The sequence below is a fragment of the Caulobacter sp. GW821-FHT10E02 genome, assembly GCF_059415225.1.
The window spans coordinates 905942-932051 of the sequence record NZ_JBWKMV010000003.1; the positions used below are offsets into that span (position 1 = coordinate 905942).

Annotated in this window: 21 protein-coding genes; 14 read left to right on the forward strand and 7 right to left on the reverse strand. The window is 68.2% G+C overall.

Going from position 1 to position 26110, the window contains the following annotated elements; genetic code table 11:
• The first annotated feature begins 80 nt into the window (after window positions 1-80).
• Window positions 81-1973: a cell division endopeptidase DipM gene (dipM, locus tag AC07NI_RS19485; RefSeq protein WP_494622117.1), complete on the forward strand. Its 1893-nt coding sequence runs from the start codon at window positions 81-83 to the stop codon at window positions 1971-1973.
• 57 nt (window positions 1974-2030) lie between these two features.
• Here the strand turns inward: dipM and AC07NI_RS19490 are convergent, their stop codons facing one another.
• Window positions 2031-2870 (reverse strand): ATP-binding protein, encoded by an 840-nt coding sequence (locus AC07NI_RS19490; protein WP_494622119.1) that lies wholly within the window; start codon window positions 2868-2870, stop codon window positions 2031-2033.
• A 120-nt stretch (window positions 2871-2990) separates the two neighbouring features.
• On the opposite strand from AC07NI_RS19490, the gene yajC reads away from it, so the two are divergent.
• The 6 genes from yajC (at window position 2991) to AC07NI_RS19520 (ending at window position 7746) form a co-directional block, all read left to right on the forward strand.
• The gene (gene yajC / locus AC07NI_RS19495) at window positions 2991-3296 is read left to right on the forward strand and encodes a preprotein translocase subunit YajC (RefSeq protein WP_494622121.1); all 306 of its coding nucleotides are present in this window, start codon (window positions 2991-2993) and stop codon (window positions 3294-3296) included.
• A 60-nt stretch (window positions 3297-3356) separates the two neighbouring features.
• Window positions 3357-4955 (forward strand): protein translocase subunit SecD, encoded by a 1599-nt coding sequence (gene secD / locus AC07NI_RS19500; protein WP_494622123.1) that lies wholly within the window; start codon window positions 3357-3359, stop codon window positions 4953-4955.
• A gap of 11 nt (window positions 4956-4966) precedes the next feature.
• Window positions 4967-5914 (forward strand): protein translocase subunit SecF, encoded by a 948-nt coding sequence (secF, locus tag AC07NI_RS19505; RefSeq protein WP_494622125.1) that lies wholly within the window; start codon window positions 4967-4969, stop codon window positions 5912-5914.
• Window positions 5914-6267, forward strand: coding sequence for an Mth938-like domain-containing protein (locus AC07NI_RS19510; RefSeq protein WP_494622127.1), 354 nt, complete (start codon window positions 5914-5916; stop codon window positions 6265-6267). The genes secF and AC07NI_RS19510 overlap by 1 nt, the downstream gene beginning before the upstream one ends.
• 83 nt (window positions 6268-6350) lie before the next feature.
• Window positions 6351-6965, forward strand: coding sequence for a urate hydroxylase PuuD (locus AC07NI_RS19515; RefSeq protein WP_494622129.1), 615 nt, complete (start codon window positions 6351-6353; stop codon window positions 6963-6965).
• Window positions 6966-7032: 67 nt separating this feature from the next.
• A complete protein-coding gene (locus tag AC07NI_RS19520) occupies window positions 7033-7746 on the forward strand; it encodes a squalene/phytoene synthase family protein (RefSeq protein ID WP_494622131.1) in 714 nt (237 codons plus the stop codon).
• Between the two features lie 9 nt (window positions 7747-7755).
• Here the strand turns inward: AC07NI_RS19520 and AC07NI_RS19525 are convergent, their stop codons facing one another.
• Window positions 7756-9849, reverse strand: a complete 2094-nt coding sequence (locus tag AC07NI_RS19525) for a S9 family peptidase (RefSeq protein WP_494622133.1) — start codon at window positions 9847-9849, stop codon at window positions 7756-7758.
• 285 nt (window positions 9850-10134) lie between these two features.
• Here AC07NI_RS19525 and lpxC point away from each other — a divergent pair, with 285 nt between their 5' ends.
• The 3 genes from lpxC to recN all read left to right on the forward strand — a co-directional run bounded on the left by lpxC (window position 10135) and on the right by recN (window position 13838).
• Complete coding sequence (gene lpxC, locus AC07NI_RS19530; protein WP_494622135.1) at window positions 10135-11031, forward strand: UDP-3-O-acyl-N-acetylglucosamine deacetylase; 897 nt, start codon at window positions 10135-10137, stop codon at window positions 11029-11031.
• 99 nt (window positions 11032-11130) lie between these two features.
• Window positions 11131-12060 carry an outer membrane protein assembly factor BamD gene (locus AC07NI_RS19535; protein ID WP_494622136.1) on the forward strand — a complete coding sequence of 310 codons (930 nt, stop codon included), beginning with the start codon at window positions 11131-11133 and terminating at the stop codon, window positions 12058-12060.
• 83 nt (window positions 12061-12143) lie between these two features.
• Window positions 12144-13838 (forward strand): DNA repair protein RecN, encoded by a 1695-nt coding sequence (gene recN / locus AC07NI_RS19540; RefSeq protein ID WP_494622138.1) that lies wholly within the window; start codon window positions 12144-12146, stop codon window positions 13836-13838.
• Here the strand turns inward: recN and AC07NI_RS19545 are convergent.
• Window positions 13835-14962 (reverse strand): acyltransferase family protein, encoded by a 1128-nt coding sequence (locus AC07NI_RS19545; protein WP_494622140.1) that lies wholly within the window; start codon window positions 14960-14962, stop codon window positions 13835-13837. The two genes, recN and AC07NI_RS19545, sit on opposite strands and share 4 nt — an antisense overlap.
• An 84-nt stretch (window positions 14963-15046) precedes the next feature.
• On the opposite strand from AC07NI_RS19545, the gene ligA reads away from it, so the two are divergent.
• From ligA to AC07NI_RS19560, 3 genes are all read left to right on the forward strand, one after another.
• The gene (gene ligA, locus AC07NI_RS19550) at window positions 15047-17398 is read left to right on the forward strand and encodes an NAD-dependent DNA ligase LigA (RefSeq protein ID WP_494622142.1); all 2352 of its coding nucleotides are present in this window, start codon (window positions 15047-15049) and stop codon (window positions 17396-17398) included.
• Window positions 17374-18009: a 3'-5' exonuclease gene (locus AC07NI_RS19555; RefSeq protein WP_494622144.1), complete on the forward strand. Its 636-nt coding sequence runs from the start codon at window positions 17374-17376 to the stop codon at window positions 18007-18009. The genes ligA and AC07NI_RS19555 overlap by 25 nt, the downstream gene beginning before the upstream one ends.
• A 121-nt stretch (window positions 18010-18130) precedes the next feature.
• Window positions 18131-18547: a DUF2147 domain-containing protein gene (locus AC07NI_RS19560; RefSeq protein WP_494622146.1), complete on the forward strand. Its 417-nt coding sequence runs from the start codon at window positions 18131-18133 to the stop codon at window positions 18545-18547.
• Between the two features lie 135 nt (window positions 18548-18682).
• Here AC07NI_RS19560 and AC07NI_RS19565 read toward each other — a convergent pair whose 3' ends face one another.
• From AC07NI_RS19565 to AC07NI_RS19575, 3 genes are read right to left on the reverse strand one after another with little or no spacing between them, the layout of a single operon-like run.
• Window positions 18683-20494 carry an aminopeptidase P family protein gene (locus AC07NI_RS19565; RefSeq protein ID WP_494622148.1) on the reverse strand — a complete coding sequence of 604 codons (1812 nt, stop codon included), beginning with the start codon at window positions 20492-20494 and terminating at the stop codon, window positions 18683-18685.
• Between the two features lie 38 nt (window positions 20495-20532).
• Entirely contained in the window at window positions 20533-21399 is an 867-nt protein-coding gene (locus tag AC07NI_RS19570) for a 50S ribosomal protein L11 methyltransferase (protein ID WP_494622150.1), read from the reverse strand.
• Between the two features lie 39 nt (window positions 21400-21438).
• Entirely contained in the window at window positions 21439-21939 is a 501-nt protein-coding gene (locus AC07NI_RS19575) for a hypothetical protein (RefSeq protein ID WP_494622152.1), read from the reverse strand.
• Between the two features lie 92 nt (window positions 21940-22031).
• Here AC07NI_RS19575 and AC07NI_RS19580 point away from each other — a divergent pair, with 92 nt between their 5' ends.
• Window positions 22032-23198, forward strand: a complete 1167-nt coding sequence (locus AC07NI_RS19580) for a low temperature requirement protein A (protein WP_494622154.1) — start codon at window positions 22032-22034, stop codon at window positions 23196-23198.
• A gap of 398 nt (window positions 23199-23596) precedes the next feature.
• Here AC07NI_RS19580 and AC07NI_RS19585 read toward each other — a convergent pair whose 3' ends face one another.
• Entirely contained in the window at window positions 23597-26011 is a 2415-nt protein-coding gene (locus tag AC07NI_RS19585; protein ID WP_494622156.1) for an ATP-dependent helicase, read from the reverse strand.
• Between the last annotated feature and the right edge of the window lie 99 nt (window positions 26012-26110).

The following is a 26110-nucleotide window of genomic DNA, read 5'->3' on the forward strand; positions in this document are numbered from 1 at the left end:
GCGGTTCGCGCCCTCTGGTGTTAAAGGTTGATTTACCCTGGCGGAGCCCTTTGGTGGCCTCGGCGGGAGAGGAGAGGGTTATGAGGCAGTTGTGGACGCAAGCGGCGGTGATCGCCCTGACGGCTGGAACGCTCGGCGCCCATGCGGACGCCGCGCAGGCCGCGGGTCAGCGCTTCACGCCCAACTTCCCGATCACCCAGCCCGCCGCCCAGCCGGCCCCGCAGGCGACGGCCTCCGAGACCTTCTCGACCGCACCGAGCGAGCAGGAGACCCTGCCGCGACCGCAGCCGATCGCTACGTCGGCCCCGTCGGTGACCCAGTCCGAACTGCCGCCGCCGGCCGCTCACACCACGACCTCAGCACCCGCACCGCAGCCCGTGCTGCGCGCCGCCCCGCCCAAGACCGTCGTCACCAGCACCGTCACCGGTCCGGTGGTCAACGTCCCCGGCAAGCCGCAGGTGCGCGTCGTCGAATCCGGTGACGCGCTGGACGCCATCGCCCGCGGCTTCGGCTCGACCCGCGCCGAGCTGGTCGAGCTGAACGGCCTCAAGAAGCCCTACGCCCTGAAGCTGGGCCAGAAGATCAAGGGCCCGGCCAAGGACGACCAGAAGGCCTATGTGGTCCAGACCGGCGACACGATGTTCGCGATCGCCAAGCGCTTCAACGTCACCGCCGCGGCCCTGGCCGATGAGAACGACCTGAAGACCGGCTCGGCGATCAAGAAGGGCCAGAAGCTGGTCCTGCCGGACGGCTACAAGGACAAGGGCCCGATCAAGACGACCACCGTCCTGGCCGGCGCGCCCGCCTCGCAGCCGGTAGAGGCCGAGCCGACCCGTCCGACCTCGACTCGCCCGATCGGTTCGACGCCCGCGCGCCCCAGCGCCGCGACGCCGGCCCGCAATGACGACGAAGACTCCACGCCGGCCACGACCTCGACGACGACGCTCAGCGTCACCGGTTCGGTGACCACGGTCGCCGGCCCGCGCCAGGTCCACACGGTGAAGTCGGGCGACACCCTGACCTCCATCGCCCGCAAGTTCGACGTCAGCGTCAGCGACCTGGCCGACGACAACAAGATCAGCACCACCAAGCCGCTGAAGCTGGGCGCCAAGATCAAGGGTCCGGCGACCACGCAGAAGGCCTATGTGGCCGTCAGCGGCGACACCTTGGCCGGCATCTCCAAGCGCTTCAATGTCAGCGTCAAGGAACTGGCCTCCGAGAACAACCTACGGTCCACGGCCTCGGTCAAGAAGGGCCAGAAGGTCCTGCTGCCCGACGGTTATCGCGACAAGGGCCCGGTCCGCACCACGACCACCAGCGTCGCCAGCCGCCCGACCACGCCGGCCTATACGCCGCCGTCCACGCCGCCTTCGAACACCTATCCCCGCGTCGACAGCAGCTCGCCGGCGGCCACCGCGCCTTCGACGCCGTCCAGCCCGCAGCCCTACAGCGGCAACGCCTATCCGCGCCCCAGCGCGCCGGTCGCCGCCCAGCCGGTCAGCCCGCCGCCGTCGACCACGCGTCCGATCATCGAGAGCAGCGCGGCCCCGACCGAGGCCGAGATCATCGCCTCGGGCAAGGGCAAGTTCGCCTGGCCGGTGCGCGGCGAGATCATCTCGAACTTTGGCGTCAAGGGCACGGGCCAGCGCAACGACGGCCTGGACATCCGCGCTGCCTCGGGCACGCCGGTCCTGTCGGCCGCCGACGGCAAGGTGGCCTATGCCGGCAATCAGGTCCCGACCTTCGGCAACCTGGTGCTGGTCAAGCACGCCGACGGCTGGGTCACCGCCTACGCCCACCTCTCCAGCATCAACGTCAAGATGCAGCAGGACGTGCGCCAGGGCGAACAGCTGGGCGCGGTCGGCGCCACGGGCGGCACCAACGAGCCCAAGCTGCACTTCGAGATGCGCTACGCGCCCACGGTCAAGGACAAGGCCAAGCCGGTCGATCCGGCCCTGGTCCTGCCGCGTTAGAACAGAAGGCCCGCTTCGAAAGAGGCGGGCCTTTTTGCTATTGGCCGTCCCAGGGACCTAGCTGGGCAGCTTGACGCCCAACTCGCCGGCCAAATCCCGCACGAACTGCCAGGCCACGCGGCCCGAGCGGGCGCCGCGCAGTTGCGACCATTGCAGGGCGCGACGGTCGAGGTCGTCGGCGGTCAGGCCGAACTGTTCGGCGTAGCTGCGGATGGCGGCCAAGTAGGTGTCCTGGTCCATCGGCGGGAAGCCGATCCACAGGCCGAAGCGATCGGAGACGCTCATCTCCTCTTCCGCGTTCTCGGCGGCGGCGATGGCGCCCTGGCGCTCGACGTGGTCGCGCGGCATCAGGTGGCGGCGGTTCGAGGTAGCCACGAACAGCACGTTCTCGGGCGGGCCCGAGACGCCGCCCTCCAGGGCCGACTTCAGCGCCTTGGCCGCGACGGCCCCGTCCTCGAACGAGAGGTCGTCGCACAGCACCACGAACCGCTCCGTACGTGTGCGGAGTTGATCGAACAGCGGCGGCAGGGCCGCGACCTCGTCGCGATCGACCTCGATCAGCTTCAAGGCGGGGAATTCATCGGCCAGACTGACGAAGGCGGCCTTGGTCACCGAGCTCTTGCCGGTGCCGCGCACACCCCACAACAGCACGTGGTTGGACGGCACGCCCAGGGCGAAGCGGCGCAGGTTCTCGACGAACCGCGCCTTCTGCCGTTCGATTCCCACCAGCAGGTCCAGCGACAGCGGATAGTCGGCCGCGGGTACGAAGGCGCCGTCCTTGGGCTCGTGCCGGAAGAGGCGCGCGGCCGAGAAGTCGGGCGCGGCCGGCGGCGGCGGGGCCAGGCGTTCCAGGGCTTCGGCGATGCGGGCGAGCAGGGGAGCGGTGACATCGGTCATGGGCACGCTGCATACCGGGTGCGCTTGCATTGCAAAAGGGGAGGCGAACGCATAGCTTCCGCCGACTTGGCGCGACCCTATGTTTAGGCGGCGCGCCGCATCGATTTTGTTGGAGACGTCATGTCCGGTCTGAACGCTCAATTCCTGCAGCTCGCGCCCATCCTCCTGATGGTCGTGCTGTTCTACTTCATGCTGATCCGTCCGCAGCAGAAGCGCGCCAAGGAGCATCAGACGATGCTGACCAACCTGAAGCGCAACGACACGGTCGTCCTGTCCAGCGGCATCATCGGCAAGGTCATGCGCGTCGAGGACAAGGAAGTCGGCATCGAGATCGCCACCGGCGTCACCGTCAAGGTGGTCAAGGGCATGATCACGGAAGTCCGCGCCAAGGGCGAGCCGGCGCCCGCCAACGACGCCAAGAACTAAGACGATACCCAACCCGTCTCGAGGCGTCCGTCGCGGCGTCGCCTGAAAAGTCCCTGATCCATGCTGACCCTCTCCCGCTGGAAGATCATCGCCGTCACCCTGTCGGTGATCTTCGGCATCCTGTTCTCCCTGCCCAACGTCCTTCCTCAGAAGACGTTGGACGCCATGCCCGGCTGGCTGCCGCACCAGAAGCTGAATCTCGGCCTCGACCTGCAAGGCGGCTCGTATCTGCTCTATGAGGTCGACACCGACGCGCTGCACCGCGAGCGTCTGTCCAACCTGATGGAAGACACGCGCACCCAGCTGCGCGGCGAGCAGATCCCGTTCGGCGAACTGGCCCAGCAGGGCGAGGTCATCAGCGTCCGCATCGGCGACGCCTCGCGTTACGACGCGGCGCTGAACCTGCTGCGCAAGAACCTGGGCGCGCCGCTGGCCGGCGTGATCGGCGGCAAGGACGTCACCGTCTCGGGCAAGGGCGACAACCGCATCGAAGTCACCTTCGTGCCGGAAGCCCAGCGCGCCGACGCCGCCAAGGCCGTCGACCAGTCGATCGAGACGGTTCGCCGCCGGATCGACAGCCTGGGCACCAAGGAGCCCTCGATCAACCGCCAGGGCACCAACCGGATCATGATCCAGGCGGCCGGCGAGAGCGATCCCGAGAAGCTGCGCAGCGTCATCGGCAAGACCGCCAAGCTGACCTTCCAGATGGTCGACGACACGGTCACGCCCGAGGATGTCCAGGCCGGTCGCCTGCCTCCGGGCACGATGGTCGCCCAGAGCGAGGACGGCTACGCCCAGTACTACGTGCTGAAGAAGCGCGCCCTGGTGTCGGGTGAAGACCTGACCAACGCCTCGCAGACCTTCGACCAGAACGGCCGTCCGGCCGTCGCCTTCGCCTTCAATGGCCTGGGCGCCAAGAAGTTCGGCGACGCCACCGCCCGCAACATCGGCCGGAAGTTCGCCATCGTCCTCGACAACAAGGTGATCTCGGCCCCGGTCATCAACTCGGCCCTGCCGGGTGGTTCGGGCATCATCACCGGCAACTTCACGGCCGAGAGCGCCAACGAGCTGGCCCTGCTGCTGCGCTCGGGCGCGCTGCCGGCTCCGCTGAACATCGAAGACCAGCGCACCGTGACCGCCGAGCTCGGCGCCGACGCCGTCAAGGCCGGCTCGATCTCGCTGGCCATCGGCGCGGCCTCGATGTTCGTGTTCGTGATCCTGGCCTACGGCCTGTTCGGCGGCTTCGCGGCCATCGCCCTGGTGGTCAACGTCCTGCTGATCGTCGGCATCATGTCGATGACCCAGGCGACCCTGACCTTCCCGGGCATCGCCGGTCTGATCCTGACCCTGGCCGTCGCCGTCGACGCCAACGTGTTGATCTATGAGCGCATGCGCGACGAGGCCAACGCCGGGCGCACGCCCATGGCCGCGGCCGACCACGGCTACAAGCTGGCCCTGACCTCGATCCTGGACGCCAACATCACCAGCCTGATCTCGGGCCTGATCATGTTCAGCTTCGGCTCGGGCCCGGTGAAGGGCTTCGCCTGGACCCTGGTGATCGGCGTGTTCACGTCGCTGTTCACCGCCATCTTCATCACCCAAGTGCTCATCGGCTGGTGGTTCAAGACCACCAAGCCGAAGAAGCTGCCGATCGCATAGGAGATCCGACCATGCGTTGGCCCCTCATTCGCTACATCCCGCGTTCGACCCACTTCCGCTTCGTGCGCTGGGCGCCGGTGGCGGCCGTCTTCTCGGCGATCCTGGTGGTCGCCTCGATCGGCCTGCTGGTCTTCCAGGGCCTGAACCTTGGCATCGACTTCAAGGGCGGCGTCGCCCTGGAAGTGTCGCTGTCGCGTCCGGCTCCGCTGGCCCAGCTGCGCACGGCGCTGGACCAGATCGGCGCCCATGACGGCCAGGTCCAGGGCTTCGGCTCGCCGAACACGGCGATGGTCAAGTTCCTGCCGGCCGCCAACGAGAAGCCCAGCGACGCCTCCAAGCACGTCGAGGCCGAGCTGATCAAGCGCTTCCCCGACCTGAAGGTGACCAGCCGCTCGGAAGTGGGCGCCAAGGTCTCGGGCGAACTCCTGATGTCCGGCTTCAAGGCCCTGGGCGTCGCCCTGCTGCTGACCCTGGGCTACATCTGGTTCCGCTTCGGCCTGTCGTACGGCACGGGCGCGGTCGTGGCCGTGATCCACGACATCGTCCTGACCCTGGGTCTGCTGTCGGTCTGCGGCATCGAGTTCTCGATGACCGAGATCGCGGCCCTGCTGACGGTCATCGGCTATTCGATGAACGAGAAGGTCATCACCTTCGACCGTCTGAAAGAGAACCTGCGCAAGTACAAGACCACCCCGCTGCGCGACATCATCGACCTGTCGGAGAACGAGCGTCTGTCGCGGACGATCATCACCGGCACCACGGCCCTGCTGGCCCTGGGCGGCACCATGGCCTTCGGTGGCCCGGTGCTGTTCCCGCTCGTCTTCACGATGATCTTCGGCATCGTCATCGGCACCTATTCGTCGATCTATATCGCGCTGCCGATGATCCTGATCTGGGGCGTGAAGCGTAACGACGACGAAGCCACGCCGATCAAGCTCGGCGCGGCCTCGCGCCCCTGATGCGTCAGCCGCCCTCCATCGACGCCTGGGGCGGCGGCGGCTTCCGGGTCTCCGGCGACTGGCGGCCCGGCTCGCTGCTGATCATCGACGATCAGCCGCAAGACTGGGCCGCCGTGTCGCTGGCCGACCTGACGCCCGAGCACTTCGCCGAAGTGTTCGCCGCCGGCGGGGCCGTGGAGTTCGTGCTCCTGGGCACGGGTCTCAGCAACGGCCTGCCACCGCGCGCCGTCCGCGACGCCCTGAAGGCCGCTGGCCTGGGCCTCGAGTTCATGAGCACCGAAGCGGCCGCGCGGACCTACAACGTCCTGGCCAGCGAAGGCCGCAGGCTGGCCGCGGCGCTGATCGCGGTCTGATCAGTAAAACTGCCAAACTTTACCCGACTCTCGAAACACCCCTATGGTCCCGTTCAAGCAATAGGGATCCGAGGGGGAAACCGATGTCTGGACTGCTTTCCAACTTCCGCAACACCATGATCGTCAGCTTCGTGCTGGCCCTGGTGATCGTCATTGGCTACTCGCACGGCCCCGACGGGCATGGCGCGATCTTCTTCCAGGCCGTGTTCCGCTGGCTGCACGTGATGTTCGGCATCCTGTGGATCGGGCTGCTGTACTACTTCAACTTCGTGCAGATCCGGGTGATGCCGCAGATCCCGGCCGAGCTGAAGCCGGCGGTCAGCAAGTACATCGCGCCCGAAGCCCTGTTCTGGTTCCGCTGGGCGGCGCTGTTCACCTGGGTGATGGGTGTGATCCTGGCCTTCAGCCGCGGCTACCTGCTGGAAGCGGCGACCCTGGGCCTGGCCGGCGGCTACACCCCCGGCGTCGACATGCAGTACACCTTCATCGGCACCGGCATGTGGCTGGCCACGGTGATGTTCATCAACGTCTGGGCCGTGATCTGGCCGAACCAGAAGATCGCCCTGGGCCTCGTCGAGGCCGACGCGGACGCCAAGGCCAAGGCCGCCAAGCTGGCCATGCTGTTCTCGCGCACCAACACGCTGCTCAGCCTGCCGATGCTGGCGACCATGGCGATGAACCAGACCGTCTTCGGCTGACGCCCGACGCAACACGCTGTAAGGGGAGGGCCCGCCGCCTTGGCGGGCCCTTTTCCGTTTGAAGACCATGGCCGACACCGAAACCCTCGACGATCTCGTCCGCCGCGTCGATCCCGACCGCTGGCTGGCCAGCCGGTTCATCGGCGATCTGGCCGCGCGGGCCGACGTCATCGCGCTTTACGGCCTGAACTACGAACTGGCCCGGGTGGCGGGCGGCGTCTCCAACGCCCTCATGGGCGAGATCCGCATCACCTGGTGGCGCGAGGCGATGGAAGAGATCGCCGCCGGCAAGGCGCCGCGCAAGCATCCCAACGTCGAGGCGTTGGCGGCGTCGGGCTTTGACCCGAACGTTTTGGCGGCGCTGGCCGAGGCGCGGTTCGCCGACCTGGACGAAGGTACGCTAAAGGACGAGGCGGCGGTGCTGGCCTATGTCGACGCCACGGCCGGAGCGCTGGCGGTGCTGGCCGCCCGGCGGCTGGACCCGAGCGCGGACCCGCACGCCGTGAAGGGCGCGGCGCGGGCGTTCGGGCTGACAGGGCTGTGGCGGTTGAAGCAGGTAGGGAAGTCGCGGCTGCCTGAGGCCTGGACGCTTGAGGACGTGGCCGTGCGGGTCGAGGTTCAGCTGAAGGCGGCGCGCGGTGAAGTGAAGGGCCTGTCCGTGGCGGCCTTCCCGGCGGTAGCCCCGGCGGCGCTGGTGCGGCCCTATCTGAAGGGGCGCGAGATTGGCGATCTCGAAAAGAAGGCCCGCCTCACCTTCGCGGTGGCGACGGGCCGTCTCTAGGTTAGAGGCCTACTTGCCGGGGCGAACGTTCCCCGTCCACTGATCCAGCCAGTCCAGCACCTCCTTGTGCCACTGCACCGAGTTCTGGGCCTTCAGCACCCAGTGGTTCTCGTTCGGGAAGTACAGCAGCTTGCTGGGCACGCCCTTGCGCTGCAGGGCGGTGAAGGCGCCCAGGCCCTGTTCGACCGGGATGCGGTAGTCCAGCTGGCCCTGGACGATCAACTGAGGCTTGGTCCACTGGCCGATGTGGTCGACCGGATTGAACTTGTCGTAGGTGGTGTTCGCAGCCCCCAGCGCGCCGCCGTTCTCCCACTCGGTAAACCACAGCTCCTCGGTGGCGTAGCCCATGGCGCGGGTGTCGAAGACGCCGTCGTGGGTGACCAGGCACTTCCAGGGCTGGTTCCAGTTGCCGGCGATCCAGTTGACCATGTAGCCGCCGTACGAGGCGCCGAGGGCGCAGGCGCGGTCGGTGTCCAGGAACGAATATTTCGACGTCGCGAAGGCCCAGCCCTTCTGCAGGTCCTCCAGCGGGCGGTCGCCCCAGTGCCGGCTGATCGCATTGGTGAAGGCCTGGCCGTAGCCGGTCGAGCCGTGGAAATCGATCATCACCACGGCGTAGCCGGCATTGGCGTAGACCTGCGGGTTCCAGCGGTACGACCAGCTGTTGCTGAACGAGCCCTGCGGGCCGCCGTGGATCAGGAAGGCCACCGGATACTTCTTGGCCGGATCGAAATTGGCCGGCTTCACGACGAAGCCGTGGACCTCTTCATCGTTCCAGCCCTTGAAGCTGAACTGCTCGGGCTCGCCCCAGGCGACGTCCTTCAGGGCCTCGCTGGAAACGCTGGCGATGCGGATCGGCGGACCCTTGGCCGGCAGCATGAACAGCTCCGAGGGGCTCTTCATCGAATCGGAGGCGTAGACGAGGCCGTTCGGCCCGACGTCGAAGGCGGTGACGTGGCCCTCGCCCGTGAGCGCAGTGACCTTGCCGGTCTTGACGTCGATGGCGAACAGCTTGCCTTGGCCGACGTCCAGGGCGGTGGCGTAGATCGTCTTGCCGTCGCGGCTCCAGGCGATCGAGTCGGCCGAGCGGTCCCAGGTCGGGGCCAGTTCGCGTTCCTTTTTGGTGGTCTCGTCCCAGATCATGATCCCGAAGCGATCGGCCTCGAAGCCCGGGCGCTTCATGGCGCGATAGGCGGCCAGCTTGCCGTCGGGCGACCAGATCTCGGTCGTGTCCCAGGCCTTGTTGCCGGCCGTCTCGTTCTCGGGCTTGGCCGAGCCGTCCAGCGGTACGCCCCACATGTCGTAGTTGGTCGTCCAGGGCTCGTCCTTGCCGGCGATCTTGGCCGAGAAGCTGACGCTCTTGCTGTCCGGGCTGATCGTGAAGTCGGCGTCGTCGCCATAGGGCTTGGTCGGGGTGTCGCCGTCGAAGCCCTTCATCAGGTCGATCGGCTGGCCCGCCGCCACGCCGTTGGCGTCCAGCGTGTAGGCGAAGAGGTGGTTCTTGGTGCCGTCGTTCCAGGTGTCCCAGTGGCGCACGAACAGGCGGTCGAACACCACGCCGGTGGCCTTGGTCGCGGTCTTGGCGGCCAGCTTGGCCTCGGTGCAGGCGAAGTCGGCGCAGTCCGGGAATACGGCGAGGCCCACGACGATGGTCTTGCCGTCCGGGGCGACCTTGAAGGCCTGGACGTCGAACGGGGTGGAGGTCACCTGCGTCGCGGTCTCGCCCGTGACGTCGGTCTTGAACACCTGCTCGGTCCCGCCCGCGCGGCTGGACGAGAACCAGATGGTCTTGCCGTCGGCGCTCCAGCGGCCGTTGGCGGCCCCGCCGTCCGAGATCGCCAGCCGGCGCGGCATCATCTTGGCCTTCAGGTCGGCGACCCACAGCGACATGGCCGCCTTGTTGGCCGGATAGTTCATGGTCCGGACCGAATAGAGCACGTAGCGGCCGTCGGGCGAGACGCGCGGATCGGAAAGACGATCGAGGCTCGCCATGTCCTTGGCGGTGAAGACGTGAGGCTTGGCGGGAGCCTGCGCGTGAGCGGCCCCCGCGAGGGCGATAGTGAGGACCGCGGCGGATGCAGCGAGACGCAAGCTCTTGATCATGAAACCGAAATTCCCGGAAACGGTTATCCCTTTGGCGGCGGAGCGTAGTCCCGCTTTCGCCGAGGGGCTAGGGGAGCCCGGGCATAAGATTCCCGAGCACGGATCGTCGACCGACGGTCTGTTTCGGCGCATGCGTATGCGTGACAAAACTGTAATCAAGTCAGTCGCTTAGCGCGTAACAATCCGAAACAGACTTTGCTTTGCCGCGACGCAGCATCCTTCCTAAGTGGTAGTCGGGGCGAAAGGACGACCGCAGAGTCGTCCATCGAACGATAGGTGTCTCTAGTGTCGGCTTCGGGTTATTTTCAGCACACGGTCGCAGGACCGGTGATCTTCGCGGGGATCGGCCTGCACACGGGCGCGCACGTGCGCGTCTCGGTGCGTCCGTCGGCCCCCGACGCGGGGATCGTCTTCGTGCGGACCGATGTGCAGGACCGCGACAACCGCGTGCCCGTGACCGCCCAGTCGGTCTGCCAAACGCAACTCGGTACGGTGATCTGCAACGGCGACGACGTCCGCGTCTCGACCATCGAGCACCTGATGGCGGCCCTGGCGGCCCTGTCGATCGACAACTGCGTCGTCGAGCTGGACGGCCCGGAAGTGCCGATCATGGACGGCTCGTCCGAGCCCTTCGTCCAGATCCTGGACCGCGCCGGCCGCCGCCGTCAGGAAGCCGTCCGCCAGTACATTGAAATTCTCGCGCCGATCACGGTGGAGGAGGGCGACAAGCACGCCAGCCTGACCCCGTCGGACCGCTTCGAGGTCGCCTTCGAGATCGCCTTCGGCTCCAAGGCCATCGGTCGTCAGGCCGTGGACCTGGTCGTCGACGAAGAATCGTTCCGTTCGGAACTGTCCGACTGCCGCACCTTCGGCTTCGTTCGCGACGTCGAGGCCCTGCGCGCCATCGGCCTGGCCCGCGGCGGCTCGATGGAAAACGCCGTGGTCATCGACGGCGATCGCGTGCTGAACCCGGAAGGCCTGCGCCGTCCGGACGAGTTCGTTCGCCACAAGGCGCTGGACGCCATCGGCGACCTCTACGTGCTGGGCAAGCCCCTGCTGGGCCGCTTCCAAGGCGTCCTGGCCGGTCACGGCCTCAATAACGCCGTGGTTCGGGCATTGATGGCCCAGCCGCGCGCCTGGCGCCTACGCGCCCTCGCGTCGGAACTGGCCGAAGCGGTCTAGATAGCGTCTCCGGGAGTCGGGCTCGGCGTTCGCATTTGCGCCTTCGACGGCGTGGTGTAGAAGCCTTGCACGGCGCTGGGGCGCACGTTTGCTTCGAGGGTGAGAGACTCCGTGCTTCGTAATTTCAAGGGACGTTCGGCCGTCACGATCGCCGCTATGCTGGTCGCCGTGTCGGTGGCGGGCTGCGCGGGCAAGGCCAAGAAGCCGACCCTCGCCTACGAAGAGCGCCCGGTCGAGCTGCTCTACGCCACGGGCGCCAACCGTCTGGACCGCGGCAACTGGAACGAAGCCGTCGATTATTTCCGCGAGGTCGAGCGCCAGCACCCGTATTCGGAATGGTCGCGCCGCTCGATCCTGATGACCGGTTACGCCCACTACATGGGCAACCAGTATGCCGACGCCATCGGCGACTCGGACCGCTTCATCTCGCTGTATCCAGGCAACCCGTCGGCCCAGTACGCCTACTATCTGAAGGCCATCTGCTACTTCGAGCAGATCGTCGACGTGAACCGTGACCAGGCCGCCACCGAGCAGGCCCTGGCCTCGCTGCGCGACGTCGTCCAGCGCTACCCGACCACCGAGTACGCCCAGGACGCCCGCCTGAAGATCGACATGGTCAATGACCAGCTGGCCGGCAAGGAAATGGCCATCGGCCGTTACTACCTGAAGAACGGCCAGACCCTGGCCGCCATCGGCCGCTTCAAGACCGTGATCGAGCGTCACCAGACGACCTCGCACACGCCCGAAGCCCTGTACCGCCTGGTCGAGGCCTATCTGACCATCGGCCTGGGCGAGGAAGCCAAGCGCAACGGTGCGGTCCTGGGCTACAACTTCCCGGGCGACCGCTGGTACGCCGATGCCTACAAGCTGCTCAACGACAACGGCCTGCGTCCCGCCGTCGAGCCTCTGAAGGCCGGCGCCAAGCGCAACGCCCTGGAGCGCGCCCTGTCGCGCGACAAGGACACGACCCTGGCGCCGCCCGGCGAAAAGAAGACCAAGAAGGGTCTGATGGGCGTTCTGGGCATGTAAAGGCGAGCGACGGAACGGGTTTGTGCTCGTTCCGTTCTCAATTTCTCTTTGAAAAACTTTGATTCCCGGCGATCCTGCGCGTCATGCTGATCGGCCTCTCCATCCGTGACGTCGTGCTCATCGAGAGCCTGGACCTGGCCATCGGCGAGGGCCTGACCGCGTTGACCGGCGAAACCGGGGCCGGCAAGTCGATCATCCTCGACGCCCTGGGCCTGGCCACCGGCGCCCGCGCCGACGCCGGACTGGTCCGCCGGGGGGCCGCCGGTCACGCCTCGGCCACCGCCATGTTCGCCCTGGCCGCCGATCACCCCGCCTTCGCCTATCTCGACGAGAAGGGCCTGGACTACGGCCGCGACGAGGATCTGGTCCTGCGTCGCCAGCTGTCGCCGGACGGCCGCTCGCGCGCCTTCGTCAACGACCAGGCCACCAGCGTCGGGGTGCTGAAGGACCTGGGCGCGCTGCTGCTTGAGGTCCACGGCCAGCACGAGACCGTCGGCCTGCTGGATCCCAAGACCCACCGCACCCTGCTGGACGCCTTCGGCGGCGTCAGCGTCGGGGCCGTCGGCGGCGCCTGGAGCGCCTGGCGCGCCGCCCGTGAGGAGGCCGATGGCCTGCGGGATCTTGCCAGCCGCGCCGCCGCCGAGACCGAGGAACTGACCCTCCGCCTCTCCGAACTGGATCGCCTCGACCCGCGCGAGGGCGAGGAGGACAGCCTGGCCGAGGAGCGGGCGCTGCTGAGCTCGGCCGAGAAGGTGATCACCGACGTCGCCACGGCCCAGGACGCCCTGGGCAGCGACTTCTCGGGCAAGCTGGCCCAGGCCTATCGCGCCCTGGAACGGGCCCGCGACCGCGCCCTCCAGGCCGGCGCCCCCGCCGACGGCGCGGCCATGGTCCGGCTGCAGGCCGCCTGCGACGCCGTCGATCGCGCCCTGGTCGAGGCGCAAGAGGCCAGCGCCGCCATCGATACGGTGGCCGAGAGCTTCGAGTTCGAACCCGATCGTCTGGAAAAGGCCGAAGAGCGCCTGTTCGCCCTGCGCGGCATGGCCCGCAAGCTCAACATCCTGGTCCAGGACCTGCCGGCCAAGCGCGCCGAGTTCGCCGCCCGCCTGCAAGCCATCGAGACCTCCGAGGACGCCCTGAAGGCCGCCGACGCCGAGGCCGCCGAGGCACGCGAGGGTTATCTCTACGCCGCCGAGGCCCTGTCGGCCGAACGCCGCGCCGCCGGCGACGCCCTGGCCAAGGCCGTGGAGGCCGAGCTGGCCCCGCTGAAGCTGGAAAAGGCCCGGTTCCGCGTCGCCGTCGAACCGCTGGCGGAAGACCGCGCCGGCCCGACGGGCCTGGACCGCATCGCCTTCGAGATCTCGACCAACCCCGGCGCGCCGTTCGGGCCGATGGAGGCCATCGCTTCGGGCGGCGAACTGGCCCGTTTCGCCCTGGCGCTGAAGGCGGCGCTGGCGGGACGCGGCGGCGGTCCGCAGCCGCTGATGATCTTCGACGAAGTCGATCAGGGCGTCGGCGGGGCCGTGGCCGACGCCGTCGGCTTGCGCCTGAAGCGCCTGGCGGCCAACGCCCAGGTGCTGGTGGTGACCCACTCGGCCCAGGTGGCGGCGCGCGGCGACGCGCACTGGCGGATATCGAAGTCGGGCGACGACACCTCGACCCGGACGAAGGTGGAGCCGCTTAGCCCCGCTGAGCGCGAAGAAGAGATCGCCCGGATGCTGTCTGGCGCCGAGGTTACCGAAGCCGCCCGGGCGGCGGCGCGGGCCTTGATGGCCTAGGCCGTCGCGGCCGCGCTAGCCGGAGCAGGCGCGGTCTGGGTGCGAGCCTTGATCCACGTCTGAAGCGGCGCGTCCACCAGACGCTCGAACACCCAAGCCGCCACGATCGTCGCCGGGATCGCCAGCGCCCACAGCGCCCACTGCGCCGCCGACGGCAGACCGAGCTTGGCCTCCACCATCCGCACCACGCCAAACCACACCACGGCGGTCAGCGTATTGGTCAGGAACAGCGAGAACGACAGCTTCCCCGCCGCGCCGGCCCAGCGCCAGGCGCGCGGCTTGGACGCGCCGGCCGCGTAGATCAGGAAACCCAGTAGGGCCAAGCTGAAGTGGTCGAACTTACCCAGGGCCTGGATGCCGATGACGGCCGCCAGGGTCGCGATCGCCAGCGGCAAAGCCTGCCGACGCGCCAGGGTCGTCACGGGCAGGCGAGCGACCAGCAGGCCGATCATGAACAGCGGCACGCCCCGGATCAGGCCAAAGCGCAGAGGCAGCTGGTAGCCGGGGACTTCAAAGACCATCAGCGCCGCATAGTCGATGACCAGCCAGGCGCAGACGCCCAGGGCCAGCAGTTGCAGCGGCCGCTTGGCCACGGCCACGCGCCGCCAGACGGCCGGGAACAGGGCATAGGCCACGATCAGGGCCGACAGGGTCCAGGTCGGGGTGTTCCAGCCCGAAATCCCCGGCACGAACCAGGTCTGGACCAGGAACACCTGCGGCAGCAGCTGGTCCCACTGGAACCACTGCGGGTTGGTCGGGGCGAGACCGATCGCCGACGTGCCGACGAAGAACACGACGAACAGGACCAGCATCACCAGATGCGGCGGCCAGATGCGCTGCACGCGGCGCTTCAGGAACTCCAGGGTGCCGACGTCCGAGGACAGCACGCGCGGGCCGTAGGTGCGGGCCAGCACATAGCCCGACAGCATCAGGAAGAAGTCGGTCGCCAGATAGCCGCGCCCGAAGGCCGGGTTCAGGCTGAACAGCGACACCGGGGCCCGCTCGGCCACGTGGTAGAGCACGATGAACAGCGCCGCCAGGAAGCGCAGGGCGTCCAGCGGACCGTCGCGCGACAGGACAGCCAAGGGCGGCGCATGTGCGGGAACTGTGGCGGACTTGAACATGGCGGGCTCCTGTTCACGTCGTATCGCAAGGTCGGCGCCAGATTTGCTAACGTGCCGGGACTTCCCGCCTTTCGGATTCGCCCCGTGTCCCTGATCCCCATCGCCGACCTCACTGAAGCCCAGGCCGTCGAGGAACTGGAGCATCTGGCCGACGCGCTGGCGGCCCACGACCTGCGCTATCACCAGCAGGACGCCCCCACGATCAGCGACGGCGACTACGACGCCCTCAAGCGCCGCAACCTCGACATCGAGACCCGCTTTCCTCACCTGATCCGCGACAATTCCCCGTCCATGCGGGTCGGCGCAGCAAGGGCCGAGCAGTTCTCGCCGGTCGAGCACGGCGTGCCAATGCTCAGCCTCGACAACGCCTTCTCCAACGACGAGGCGACCGAGTTCGACGCCCGCATCCGGCGGTTCCTGCGCCTGTCGCCGAGCGACACGGTGGCCTACACGGCCGAGCCCAAGATCGACGGCCTGTCGGCCTCGCTGCGCTACGAGAAGGGCGTGCTGGTCCAGGGCGCGACGCGGGGCGATGGCCGGGTGGGCGAGGACGTCACCGCCAACCTGCGCACCATCGCTGACATCCCGCACCGCCTGAAGGGTTCGGGCTGGCCCGACGTTATCGAGATCCGGGGCGAGGTCTATGTCGAGCTGGAGGCCTTCGCCGCCTTCAACGCCGCCGCCGAGGAGGCCGGCCAGCGCACCTACGCCAACCCGCGCAATTTCGCCGCCGGTTCGCTGCGCCAGATCGATCCGAAGATCAGCGCCCAGCGGCCGCTGCGGTTCTTCGGCTACGCCTGGGGCTTCCTGTCGGGCCCGTTCGCCGAAACCCAATGGGGCGCGCTGGAGAAGCTCGAAGAGTGGGGCTTCGTCACCACGGCCCCGCCCGCGCGCCGCGTCGAGAACACCCAGGGTCTGCTGGACGTCTATGCTGAGTTCGAAACCCTGCGACCCACATTGGACTTCGACATCGACGGCGTCGTCTACAAGGTCGACGACCTGGAGCAGCAGCGTCGCCTTGGCTTCGTCTCGCGCTCGCCGCGCTGGGCCATCGCCCGCAAGTTCCCGGCCCAGCGGGCCCGCACGATCCTTGAGGCCATCGACATCCAGGTCGGTCGGACGGGGGCTCATACGCCCGTCGCGCGCTTGAAGCCCGTCACCGTTGGCGGCGTCTCGGTGACCAACGCCACGCTGCACAATGGCGACGAGATCGCCCGCCTGGATGTCCGCATCGGCGACACGGTCGTCCTGCAGCGCGCCGGCGACGTGATCCCGCAGATCGTCGAGGTCGACATCGCGGCGCGTCCTGACCCGGAACCTCCAGTCTATGAATTCCCCCACGTCTGCATCTGCCCGCTGAAGACGGCTTTGGCCCGCGAGGTCAACGCCTCGGGCCAGGAGTCGGTGGTGCGCCGCTGCACCGGCGAGTTCGCCTGTCCGTTCCAGCGGGTCGAACACCTGCGCCACTTCGTGTCCCGCCGCGCCTTCGACATCGAGGGTCTGGGCGAGAAGCAACTGCAGGCCTTCTTCGACGAGGGCTGGATCACCGAGCCGGCCGACATCTTCCGACTGGCCAAGGACGAGGAGAAGCTGGCGGCCCTGCGCGAGCGCGACGGCTATGGCGAAACCTCGGTCGCCAATCTGATCAAGGGCATCGACGCCCGCCGCACGATCGGCATGGACCGGATGATCTACGGCCTGGGCGCGCGCGATATCGGCGAGACGACCTCCACCGTGCTGGCCCGCAACTTCGACCGCTTCGAGGACCTGCAGGCCGCCGCCGAGGCCGCCGCCAAAGGCCTACCGGGCGAGACCTATCTGGAGCTCTCCACCGCCCAGGGCGTCGGCCCCAAGGCGCTGGACCTACTGATCGAGGCGGGGAAGGGCGGCCTGATCGCCGATCCCTGGCCCGAAGCCCCCGACCTGGAGATCAAGATCGGCCACGCGGTGCCCAAGCTGACCAAGCCCGCCAAGGCGGCCCTGGCCCAGCGCTACGGCACCTGGGACGCCTTCGCCCAAGGCCTGGTCGAGGCCGCCTCGGGCGCGCCGGGCGACGACTATCTGCACCTGGCGGCCGTCGATGGCGTCGGCCCCGTGGCCGCCCAGTCGCTGGCTCGGTTCTTCGCCGAGGAGCACAACCGCCAGAAGGTCGCCAACCTCGTCGAGCAGTTGGACATCCAGCCGGTCGCCAAGCCCAAGACCGACACCGCCGTGGCCGGCAAGACCATCGTCTTCACCGGTTCGCTGGAGAAGATGACCCGTGACGAGGCCAAGGCCCAGGCCGAGAGCCTGGGGGCAAAGGTCGCCTCGTCGGTCTCGAAGAAGACCGACCTCGTGGTCGCTGGCCCCGGCGCGGGCTCCAAGCTGAAGACGGCGACCGAGCTCAACATCCAGGTGATGACCGAGGACGAGTGGCTGGACATGGTCGCCAAATGAAGGTCATCGCGCTCGACTTCGAGACCGCCAACGAACAGCGGTCCAGCCCGTGCTCCATCGGTCTCGCGTGGATCGAGGACGGCGAGGTGGCGCGGATCGAGCACCACTACATCCGTCCGCCCGGCAACCGCTTCGCGCGCTTCAACATCGCCTTCCACGGCATCGGCCCCCAGGATGTGGAGGACGCCGAGGAGTGGCCGGACGTGCTGGAGCGCCTGCGGCCCGAGCTCGAAGGCGCTTTGGTCCTGGCCCACAACGCCTCGTTCGATGTCAGCGTGATCCGCCGGACCTGCGAGCACTACGGCGTGCGGGCGCCGGGCTTCGACTATCTGTGTACGGTGCAGGTGGCGCGCGGCGTCTGGCCCGACCTACCGTCGCACAAGCTGAACGTGGTCTGCGGCCATCTGGGCGTCGACTTCGCCCACCACGACGCGGCGGCCGACGCCTATGCCTGCGGGCGGGTGGCGCTGGCGGCCATGAGCCTGAACGGCGTCACCCAGGTGCGCGACCTGCCAGGGCGATTGGGCATGACGCTCGGACGGCTGGACCACGACGGCTACACGCCGCCGAAGGGGGCGGTCAGCGCGCGAAAGGCCCGCGCCTGGGGCTGAGGCGGATCGCCACAACCGCAATTCCCGCCTCGTTTTCGCCTTCGGCCTTGTCTGGAGTGAAGGGATCGCGCAACGAGGGACTTAAACGCGCGTTGGAAGACGCGCTACTAGGGAGAAACAGATGTTCCGCACCGCCATGATCGCCGCCGCCCTGACTCTGGTGTCGGGCTCGGCCTTCGCCGCCGACGTGACCGGCCTGTGGGCCACGCCCGGCAACGGCGGCCAGGTCGAGATCGCCCGCTGCGGCAACAGCCTGTGCGGCAAGCTGGTGACCTCGGACCACATCAAGACCGACCCGACCCGCAAGGACGTCAAGAACAAGGACGAGACCCAGCGCGGCCGTCCCTTGAAGAACCTGCAGATGCTGTACGATTTCACCGGCGGTCCGACCAAGTGGACCGGTGGCAAGGTCTACAACCCCGAAGACGGCGGCACCTATTCGGGCACGATCGAGCTGCTCAGCGACAACGAACTGAAGCTGAAGGGCTGCATCGTCGCCCCTCTGTGCAAGACGCAGAAGTGGACGCGCCTGAAGTAGTTAGTTTCCTTCTCCCCTTGCGGGAGAAGGTGTCGGCGTAGCCGACGGATGAGGGGTTTCTCGGCGGCGCCGTGCGACCCCTCACCCGACCCACTGCGTGGGCCACCCTCTCCCGCAAGGGGAGAGGGGCTACAATCACAGCGGCGCGCAGACCTCTTCCATCCAGGCCCGGATTTCCGGCTCGACCCGCGGCCCGATCTCGCGCAGTACGCGGGCGTGGTAGGCGTCGAACTGCGCCACCTCTTCGGCCGTCAGTAGCGCCTTGTCGATCAGGCGACGGTCGATCGGGGCCAGGGTCAGGGCCTCGAAGCGGTGCATGGGGCGGTCGCCGCCGGGGACGTCCTCGGCCGGCATGACGACTTCCAGGTTCTCGATCCGGATGCCGTATTCGCCGTCCTTGTAGTAGCCGGGCTCGTTCGAGACGATCATGCCGGGCTGCAGGGCGATGAGGTTCGGGGCCTTGGAGATCCGCTGCGGGCCCTCGTGGACGCCCAGATAGACGCCGACGCCGTGGCCGGTGCCGTGGTCGTAGTCCAGGCCGTGGGCCCACAGCGCCATCCGCGCCAGGGCGTCGATGGCCGAGCCGGTGGTGCCTGCCGGGAAGCGCAAGCGGGCGATGGCCAGGTGGCCCTTCAGCACCAGGGTGTTGCGGTTGATCATCTCCGCGCTCGGCTCGCCGATCGCCACCGTGCGGGTGACGTCGGTGGTGCCGTCCAGATACTGGCCGCCGCTGTCGACCAGCAGCAGCGAGCCCAGGGCCGCGCGCTCGTTGGAGCGCTCGGTCGGGCGGTAGTGGGGCAGGGCGCCGTGGCCGTTGGCCGCGCCGATGGTGTCGAAGGACAGGTCCTTCAGCTTGCCGGTGGCTTCGCGGAAGCCTTCCAGCTTGGCGACGGCCTCCTTCTCGTCCGGCGGGTTGATCTGGCCCTCGGTGGCCAGCCAGTGCAGGAACCGGGTAAGGGCCGCGCCGTCGCGCTTGTGCGCCTCGCGCGTGCCGTCCAGCTCGACGCCGTTCTTGCAAGCGCGCGGCAGGGTGCAGGGGTCCATGGCCCGGACGATCTTCGAGCCGGCGGCGGCCAGCTGGTCGAAGTACCAGGCCGAGGACTGGCCCGGATCGACGACCACGGCCTTGCCCGACAGGTCGCCCAGCGCTTCGGCCAGCTTGTCCGGCGTCTCCAGCGAGACCTGGTTGCCCAGCCAGGCCGGCAGGTCGGTGGTGACCTTGGCCGGCTCCAGGAACAGGCGCGCTGTGCCATCGGCGTTGAGGATCGCCTGGGCCAGCGGCAGGGGCGAGCGGATGACGTCGCCGCCGCGGACATTGAACAGCCAGGCGATCGAGGCCGGGGCGGTGATCACCGCCGCATCGGCGCCAAAGGCGGCGATGGACGCGCCGACGCGGGCGCGCTTGGAGCTAGAGTCCTCGCCGGCATATTCGACGTGTTGCGGCACGACCGGGGCCATCGGCTGGGCGGGACGGGCCTCGCCCCAGGCCTGGTCGATCGGGTTGGCGGCGACGGGCTTGAGGGTCGCGCCGGCGCGGTGGGCGGCGGCCTTCAGGCCTTCCAGCGCCGAGGGGCTGTGCAGGCGGGCGTCGTAGCCGATCACAGCGCCCTTGTCGGTGGTCTCGAGGTAGGCCGGGACGCCGCCCTCGACGAGGTCGCGGATCTCGAACACGCCCTGGTCGACCTGGTCGCGGACCTGCAGGGTGTAGCGGCCGTCGACAAATACGGCGGCGCGGTCCTTGAGGATCACGCCGGCTCCGGCCGAGCCGGTGAAGCCGCTGGCCCAGGCCAGGCGGTCATTGGCGGCGGGCAGATATTCGTTCTGGTGCTCGTCCTCGTGCGGCACGAGGAAGCCGTCCAGGCCCTGCGCGGCCATGGCGGCGCGGATCAGCGGGACGTGCTTGGGTCCGAAGGACGGGTCGGTGGATTCGTCGAAGGTCTGGCGCATGGGGAGGATTTAAGCCTCCCCATGCGAACAGGGAAGTCCTACGGCCGTTGCAGGACCAGCGTCGCCCAGGCGTCGCGGTGGATGCGGTTGACGACCTTGAAGCCGCGCGACAAGTAGGCGGCCTTGACCATCCGCTCCTGGGTGCGCAGCAGGCCCGACAGGATGACCGTGCCGCCGGGGACCAGGGCGCGCTTGATGTCCTGGGCCAGGCTGATCAGCGGACGGGCCAGGATGTTGGCGAACACCAGGTCGTAGGGGGCGTTGTTGGCCACCAGCGGGTTGGACAGGCCCGAGGCGTGGACGAACTTGGCGTTGGCCTTGTTGACCTTGGCGTTCTCCTTGGAGATCCGCACGGACGGCTTGTCGATGTCGGTGCCGACGGCCAGCTTGCTGCCGGTGCGGGCGGCGGCGATGGCCAGCAGGCCCGTGCCGGCCCCGACGTCCAGCACCTTGTTGAAGCGCTTGGCTTTGATCAGGCGGTCATAGGCCTGGAGGCAGCCGACGGTGGTGCCGTGGTGACCGGTGCCGAAGGCCGCGCCGGCCTCGATGCGCAGGTTGACCGTGCTGGCCGGCAGGCGGCCGCGATCGTGCATGCCGTAGACGAAGAAGCGGCCGGCGCGCACGGGCGGCAGGCCCGACAGCGCCATGGCCAGCCAGTCGGCGTCGGCCAGGGTGTCGCGCACGACCTTCAGGTCGTACTCGCCCAGCAGCGCCATCAGGCTGGCGTCTTCATCGTCGGTCGTCGGGAAGGCGTCGATGCGCCAGACGTTCTTGTCCTCGTCCTCTTCCAGGATCGAGTAGGTCGCGCCTTCTAGGCCCGGATGGTTGTCGATGGCGTCGGCGGCGGTCTCGGCTTCGACGCGCGTGCCGCGGGCGACGATCTGCTGGGGCGTATAGTCGGTCATGGCGCGCCTGTTAGCGCCAACGGGCGCGAAAAGCGAGCCTTAGCGCGTCGTCATGCCGGTAGCGGCCGCGTCCGCGGCGTCAGCCATCACCAAGGGCGCGGGCTGGGGCTTGCGGTCCTCGGGCAGGGATACGTCGAGGATGTCGCCGCGCTGCGACGCCCAGTGGGGCGCGTCGGCCGGAGGGGGCGGCGTGGCCGGGCCGTGCTCGGCTGGCACATAGGGCGGCAGGTCCGGCATCGGCGGCGGCTCGTAGTCCGCGTACTGGATGGGGGGCGGGGGCTGGGTCGCCTTCAGGAAGTCGGTGCCGACCACATAGTCCGGGACCTTGCCCGACGGCCAGGAGATGGGCTCGGCGTAATCCGGCTGAGCGTAGCGGGCGGTTTCCATCTCGGGCGTGTAGCCGACATCTTGCGGGCCGGTCTGCATGGCCATCCCCGCCAGGACGCCGGCGAAAGCGCAGGCCGGGACGCCGTAGAGCACGGGCCGGGTGAGGGCGAAGGCCTTGAGGTGGCCGAGGATCTGTTCGAGCCGCTGGTCCATGTCGGCATAGCGCGCGACGAGGGCTTTTGGTTCGAATTGTCGCTCGCGAGACTCAACGGAGCGCCTCTAGGGTGGCGGCGAAAGGGCCCGTCATGACCAAGAAACCGCTGCTGCGCGAACGCCGCGAACACGAGCACGCCCGCGTCACCTATGTGGAGCTGTTCTTCGACCTCGTCTTCGTGTTCGCGGTCACCCAGCTGTCGCATGCGGTGCTGGCCCATCCGACGGCGGAAGGCGTGCTGCACGCGGCCATGCTGCTGGCGGCGGTGTGGTGGGCGTGGGTCTGCACGTCGTGGATCACCAACTGGCTGGACCCCGAGCGGGTGCCGGTGCGGTTGATGATGTTCCTGCTGATGGCCGCGGGCCTGGTGCTATCGGCTTCCATCCCGGACGCCTTCGGCAAGGGCGGCCTGGCCTTCGCCTGCGCCTACGCCTTCATCCAGGTCGGCCGCAGCCTTTTCTTCCTGATCGGGGCCTGGGGCGAGAAGAGCCACCGGATGAATGTCGGCCGGATCCAGGCCTGGGTGACGCTGTCGGCGGGGTTCTGGATCGCCGGCGGCCTGCTGGAGGGCGAGGCGCGGCTGATCGCCTGGGCCATCGCCATCGGCGTCGACTACCTGTCGGCGGCGGTCGGATTCTGGACGCCGGGCCTGGGGCGCTCCAACACCAGCGACTGGGTCGTCGAGGGCGGCCACATGGCCGAGCGCACCGCGCTGTTCACGATCATCGCCCTGGGCGAGTCGATCATCGTCACCGGCGCCACCGTGGTCGGCATGCCGTGGACGTTCGAGGTCGTCACCGCCTTCGCCAGCGCGCTGGTCGGCAGCATCGCCATGTGGTGGATCTATTTCTCGTTCACCGCCGAGGCGGCCAGCGAGGCGATCGCCAAGGCCGAGGACCCGGGGGCGATCGCGCGCTTGGCCTATACCTACAGCCACCTGGTCCCGATCGCCGGGATCATCGTGGCGGCGGTCGGGGACGAGTGGGTGATCCACCACGCGGCGGGCCACACGGAGTTCAAGGTCGCCGCCGCCGTGATCGGCGGGCCGGCCCTGTTCCTGGCAGGCGTGCTGGGCTTCAAGCTGGCGGTGTTCAAGGAGCTGTCGCGGACCCGGCTGGTCGGCCTGGCCCTGCTGGCGCTGCTGATCCCGATCGCGGGCCATGTCAGCCCGCTGGTGTTGTCGGTCCTATCGACCCTGGCCCTTGTCGTGGTCGGGGTCTGGGAGACGATGATCCTGGAGCGGCGGAGCCGCGCCTAGCCGATCTGTTCGATGATGTGCTCGCGCAGCTCGGCGCGGGTGAGACCGGGCCAGGCCCAGTCGGTTTGAGCCGGACGCGACGGCGTCGCGGCGCGGAAGGTCGAAGGCATATGGGGCGCGCTCTTGGTGGCGGGCTTACGGGTAACGTTGGTTTTCATAAAGTTCCAGACAGGGGTCGGGCGTTCGCCGGACCCGATAGTTCATAAGGGGTGGAGATATCCGCCCAGAGCCATCGTTGACGGCAAGAGGGCGCTGGAGCGCCGTGAAGTCCAGCCGTCTTTGGGCTGAAGCGTTTGGCTGCTTCCTGAGTACCATATGGTTAGCCGCGTGTCGCGTTCAACCCCTGTGGCATGGGAGCGCGGGGAAAGATGCTCCCCCGCGCTGCGGGGGAGCATTGATCAGGCCTTCTCGACGAAGCTGTCGATGACCTTCTTCTCGCCGGCCTTGTCGAAGGCCACGGTCAGCTTGTTGCCTTCGATGGACGTCACCGCGCCGTAGCCGAACTTGACGTGGAACACCCGGTCGCCGCGCGAATAGGCGCTGGCGGTCGGGGCGGACACCGCCACCAGGCGACCTTCGCCCTCGATCGGGGCAGAGCGGGCGGCCGAGCCGGAGCGGACGCCCTGGGGACCGCGCCAGGCGGGGTTTCGCTCACCGAAGCCCGCCGTGCGTTCCTGGGCGCGTTTCCAGCCAGGGCTGTCATAGCTGCTGCCGGCCTGGAAGGCGCTGACGCCGGGATCGTCCCAGCGCGAGGCCGCGGTCTGCTGCATGCCCGGACCGCCGCCATAGTAGCCGGTCTCGGACGCCGCATCGACGTGGGCGAGCGGGAGTTCGTCGACGAACCGCGACGGCAACTGGCTGGTCCAGCGGCCATAGACCTGCCGGTTGGCCACGAAGCTGATGCGAGCCTCCTCGCGGGCGCGGGTGATGCCGACATAGGCCAGGCGACGCTCTTCCTCGAGGCCCTTTTCGCCCTTGTCGTCCATGCTGCGCTGGCTGGGGAACACGCCTTCCTCCCAGCCGGGCAGGAAGACCAGCGGGAATTCCAGGCCCTTGGCCGAGTGCAGGGTCATGATCCAGACGGCGTCGCCGGTGGCCTCGCGGTCCAGGTCCATGACCAGCGACACGTGCTCGAGGTAGGCTTCCAGCGTGTCGAACGAGCCCATCGACTGGACCAGTTCCTTCAGGTTCTCCAGCCGCGTCTGGCTGGTCGGGCCCTTGTCCAGACGCAGGGCGTCCGTATAGCCGCTCTCCTCCAGCACCGTCTCCAGCAGGCGCTGGTGGTGCACCGAGCCGATCAGCGAACGCCAGCGGTCCAGGTCGCGGATGAAGTTGGACAGCGCCGTCCGCGTGCGGGCTGGCAGCTCGTCGCTGGCGATGATCTGTCGGGCGGCTTCGACGGTCGAGACGCCGCTCAGCCGGGCGATCTGCAGCAGCTTCTGCACCGAGGTGTCGCCGATGCCGCGCTTGGGCGTGTTGACGATGCGCTCGAAGGCCAAATCGTCGTCGGGCGACTGGATCAGGCGCAGATAGGCGTGGGCGTCGCGGATTTCCGCCCGTTCGAAGAAGCGCGGGCCGCCGACCACCTTGTAGGGGATCTGCAACATCACGAAGCGTTCTTCGAAGGCGCGCATCTGGAAGCTGGCGCGCACCAGAATGGCCATCTGGTTGTACTTGCGGCCCGCCTTCTTCGCGCGCTCGATCTCGTCGGCGATCATCCGGCTCTCGGCCTCGCCGTCCCAGACGCCGCTGACCTTGACCTTCTCGCCGCCCTTGGCCGGGGTCCACAGGGTCTTGCCCAGGCGCCCCTTGTTGGCGGTGATCAGGCCGGACGCCGCCGCCAGGATGTGCTCGGTCGAGCGGTAGTTGCACTCCAGCCGCACGACCTTGGCGCCGGCGAAGTCGCGCTCGAACCGCAGGATGTTGTCGACCTCGGCCCCGCGCCAGCCATAGATCGACTGGTCGTCGTCGCCGACGCAGCAGACGTTCTGGCGGCCCTGGGCCAGCAGGCGCAGCCACAGGTACTGGGCGACGTTGGTGTCCTGGTACTCGTCGACCATCACGTATTTGAAGCGGCGCTGGAACTCGTCCAGCACATCGGGATGGCCGGTGAACAGGCTGATATTGTGCAGCAACAGGTCGCCGAAGTCGCAGGCGTTCAGGATGCGCAGGCGCTCCTGGTACTGACGGTACAGGCTGATGCCCTTGCCGTTGGCGAACTCGCCGGCCTCGCTGGTCGGAACACGGTCGGGCGTCCAGCCGCGGTTCTTCCAGTTGTCGATGATCTGCGACAGGATCCGTGGGGTCCAGCGCTTGGCGTCGATGTTCTCGGCCTCGATCAGCTGCTTGAGCAGCCGCTCGTTATCGTCGGTGTCGATGATCGTGTAGTTCGACTTCAGCCCGACCAGCTCGGCGTGGCGACGCAGGATCTGGGCGGCCACCGAGTGGAAGGTGCCCAGCCAGCGGAGCCCTTCCGCCTCCGGGCCGATGATGTGGGTGATCCGCTCGCGCATCTCGCGCGCGGCCTTGTTGGTGAAGGTGACGGCCAGCATCTCCCACGGCCGGGCCTTGCCGGTCGCCAGGATGTGGGCCAGGCGCGTGGTCAGCACGCGGGTCTTGCCGGTGCCGGCCCCGGCCAAAACGAGCAGCGGGCCTTCGGTGGTCTCGACCGCCTCGCGCTGCTCGGGGTTCAGGCCGTCCAGGTAGTTCGGCATGGCATGGGCCTGCGCCGGCGGCTGTGGCCGGGCCAGGTCGGAGATGCGCGGAGAGGGGAGGTCGCCTGGAAAGCCAGCCGAGTCATCATCGGGATACATGGAACATATGTAGCACAAACTCTTCGGGACTTAAGTCCCCCAAGGACGTCATGTGAGGGCGTGAAGGGGAACCTCCGCGTCCGCGTATCGTTGATCCGC

Coding starts and splice junctions, on each gene's coding strand:
- dipM (WP_494622117.1), top strand. CDS start 81: ATGAGGCAGTTGTGGACGCAAGCGGCGGTGATCGCCCTGACGGCTGGA.
- AC07NI_RS19490 (WP_494622119.1), bottom strand. CDS start 2,870: ATGACCGATGTCACCGCTCCCCTGCTCGCCCGCATCGCCGAAGCCCTG.
- yajC (WP_494622121.1), top strand. CDS start 2,991: ATGTCCGGTCTGAACGCTCAATTCCTGCAGCTCGCGCCCATCCTCCTG.
- secD (WP_494622123.1), top strand. CDS start 3,357: ATGCTGACCCTCTCCCGCTGGAAGATCATCGCCGTCACCCTGTCGGTG.
- secF (WP_494622125.1), top strand. CDS start 4,967: ATGCGTTGGCCCCTCATTCGCTACATCCCGCGTTCGACCCACTTCCGC.
- AC07NI_RS19510 (WP_494622127.1), top strand. CDS start 5,914: ATGCGTCAGCCGCCCTCCATCGACGCCTGGGGCGGCGGCGGCTTCCGG.
- AC07NI_RS19515 (WP_494622129.1), top strand. CDS start 6,351: ATGTCTGGACTGCTTTCCAACTTCCGCAACACCATGATCGTCAGCTTC.
- AC07NI_RS19520 (WP_494622131.1), top strand. CDS start 7,033: ATGGCCGACACCGAAACCCTCGACGATCTCGTCCGCCGCGTCGATCCC.
- AC07NI_RS19525 (WP_494622133.1), bottom strand. CDS start 9,849: ATGATCAAGAGCTTGCGTCTCGCTGCATCCGCCGCGGTCCTCACTATC.
- recN (WP_494622138.1), top strand. CDS start 12,144: ATGCTGATCGGCCTCTCCATCCGTGACGTCGTGCTCATCGAGAGCCTG.
- AC07NI_RS19545 (WP_494622140.1), bottom strand. CDS start 14,962: ATGTTCAAGTCCGCCACAGTTCCCGCACATGCGCCGCCCTTGGCTGTC.
- AC07NI_RS19560 (WP_494622146.1), top strand. CDS start 18,131: ATGTTCCGCACCGCCATGATCGCCGCCGCCCTGACTCTGGTGTCGGGC.
- AC07NI_RS19565 (WP_494622148.1), bottom strand. CDS start 20,494: ATGCGCCAGACCTTCGACGAATCCACCGACCCGTCCTTCGGACCCAAG.
- AC07NI_RS19570 (WP_494622150.1), bottom strand. CDS start 21,399: ATGACCGACTATACGCCCCAGCAGATCGTCGCCCGCGGCACGCGCGTC.
- AC07NI_RS19575 (WP_494622152.1), bottom strand. CDS start 21,939: ATGGACCAGCGGCTCGAACAGATCCTCGGCCACCTCAAGGCCTTCGCC.
- AC07NI_RS19580 (WP_494622154.1), top strand. CDS start 22,032: ATGACCAAGAAACCGCTGCTGCGCGAACGCCGCGAACACGAGCACGCC.
- AC07NI_RS19585 (WP_494622156.1), bottom strand. CDS start 26,011: ATGTATCCCGATGATGACTCGGCTGGCTTTCCAGGCGACCTCCCCTCT.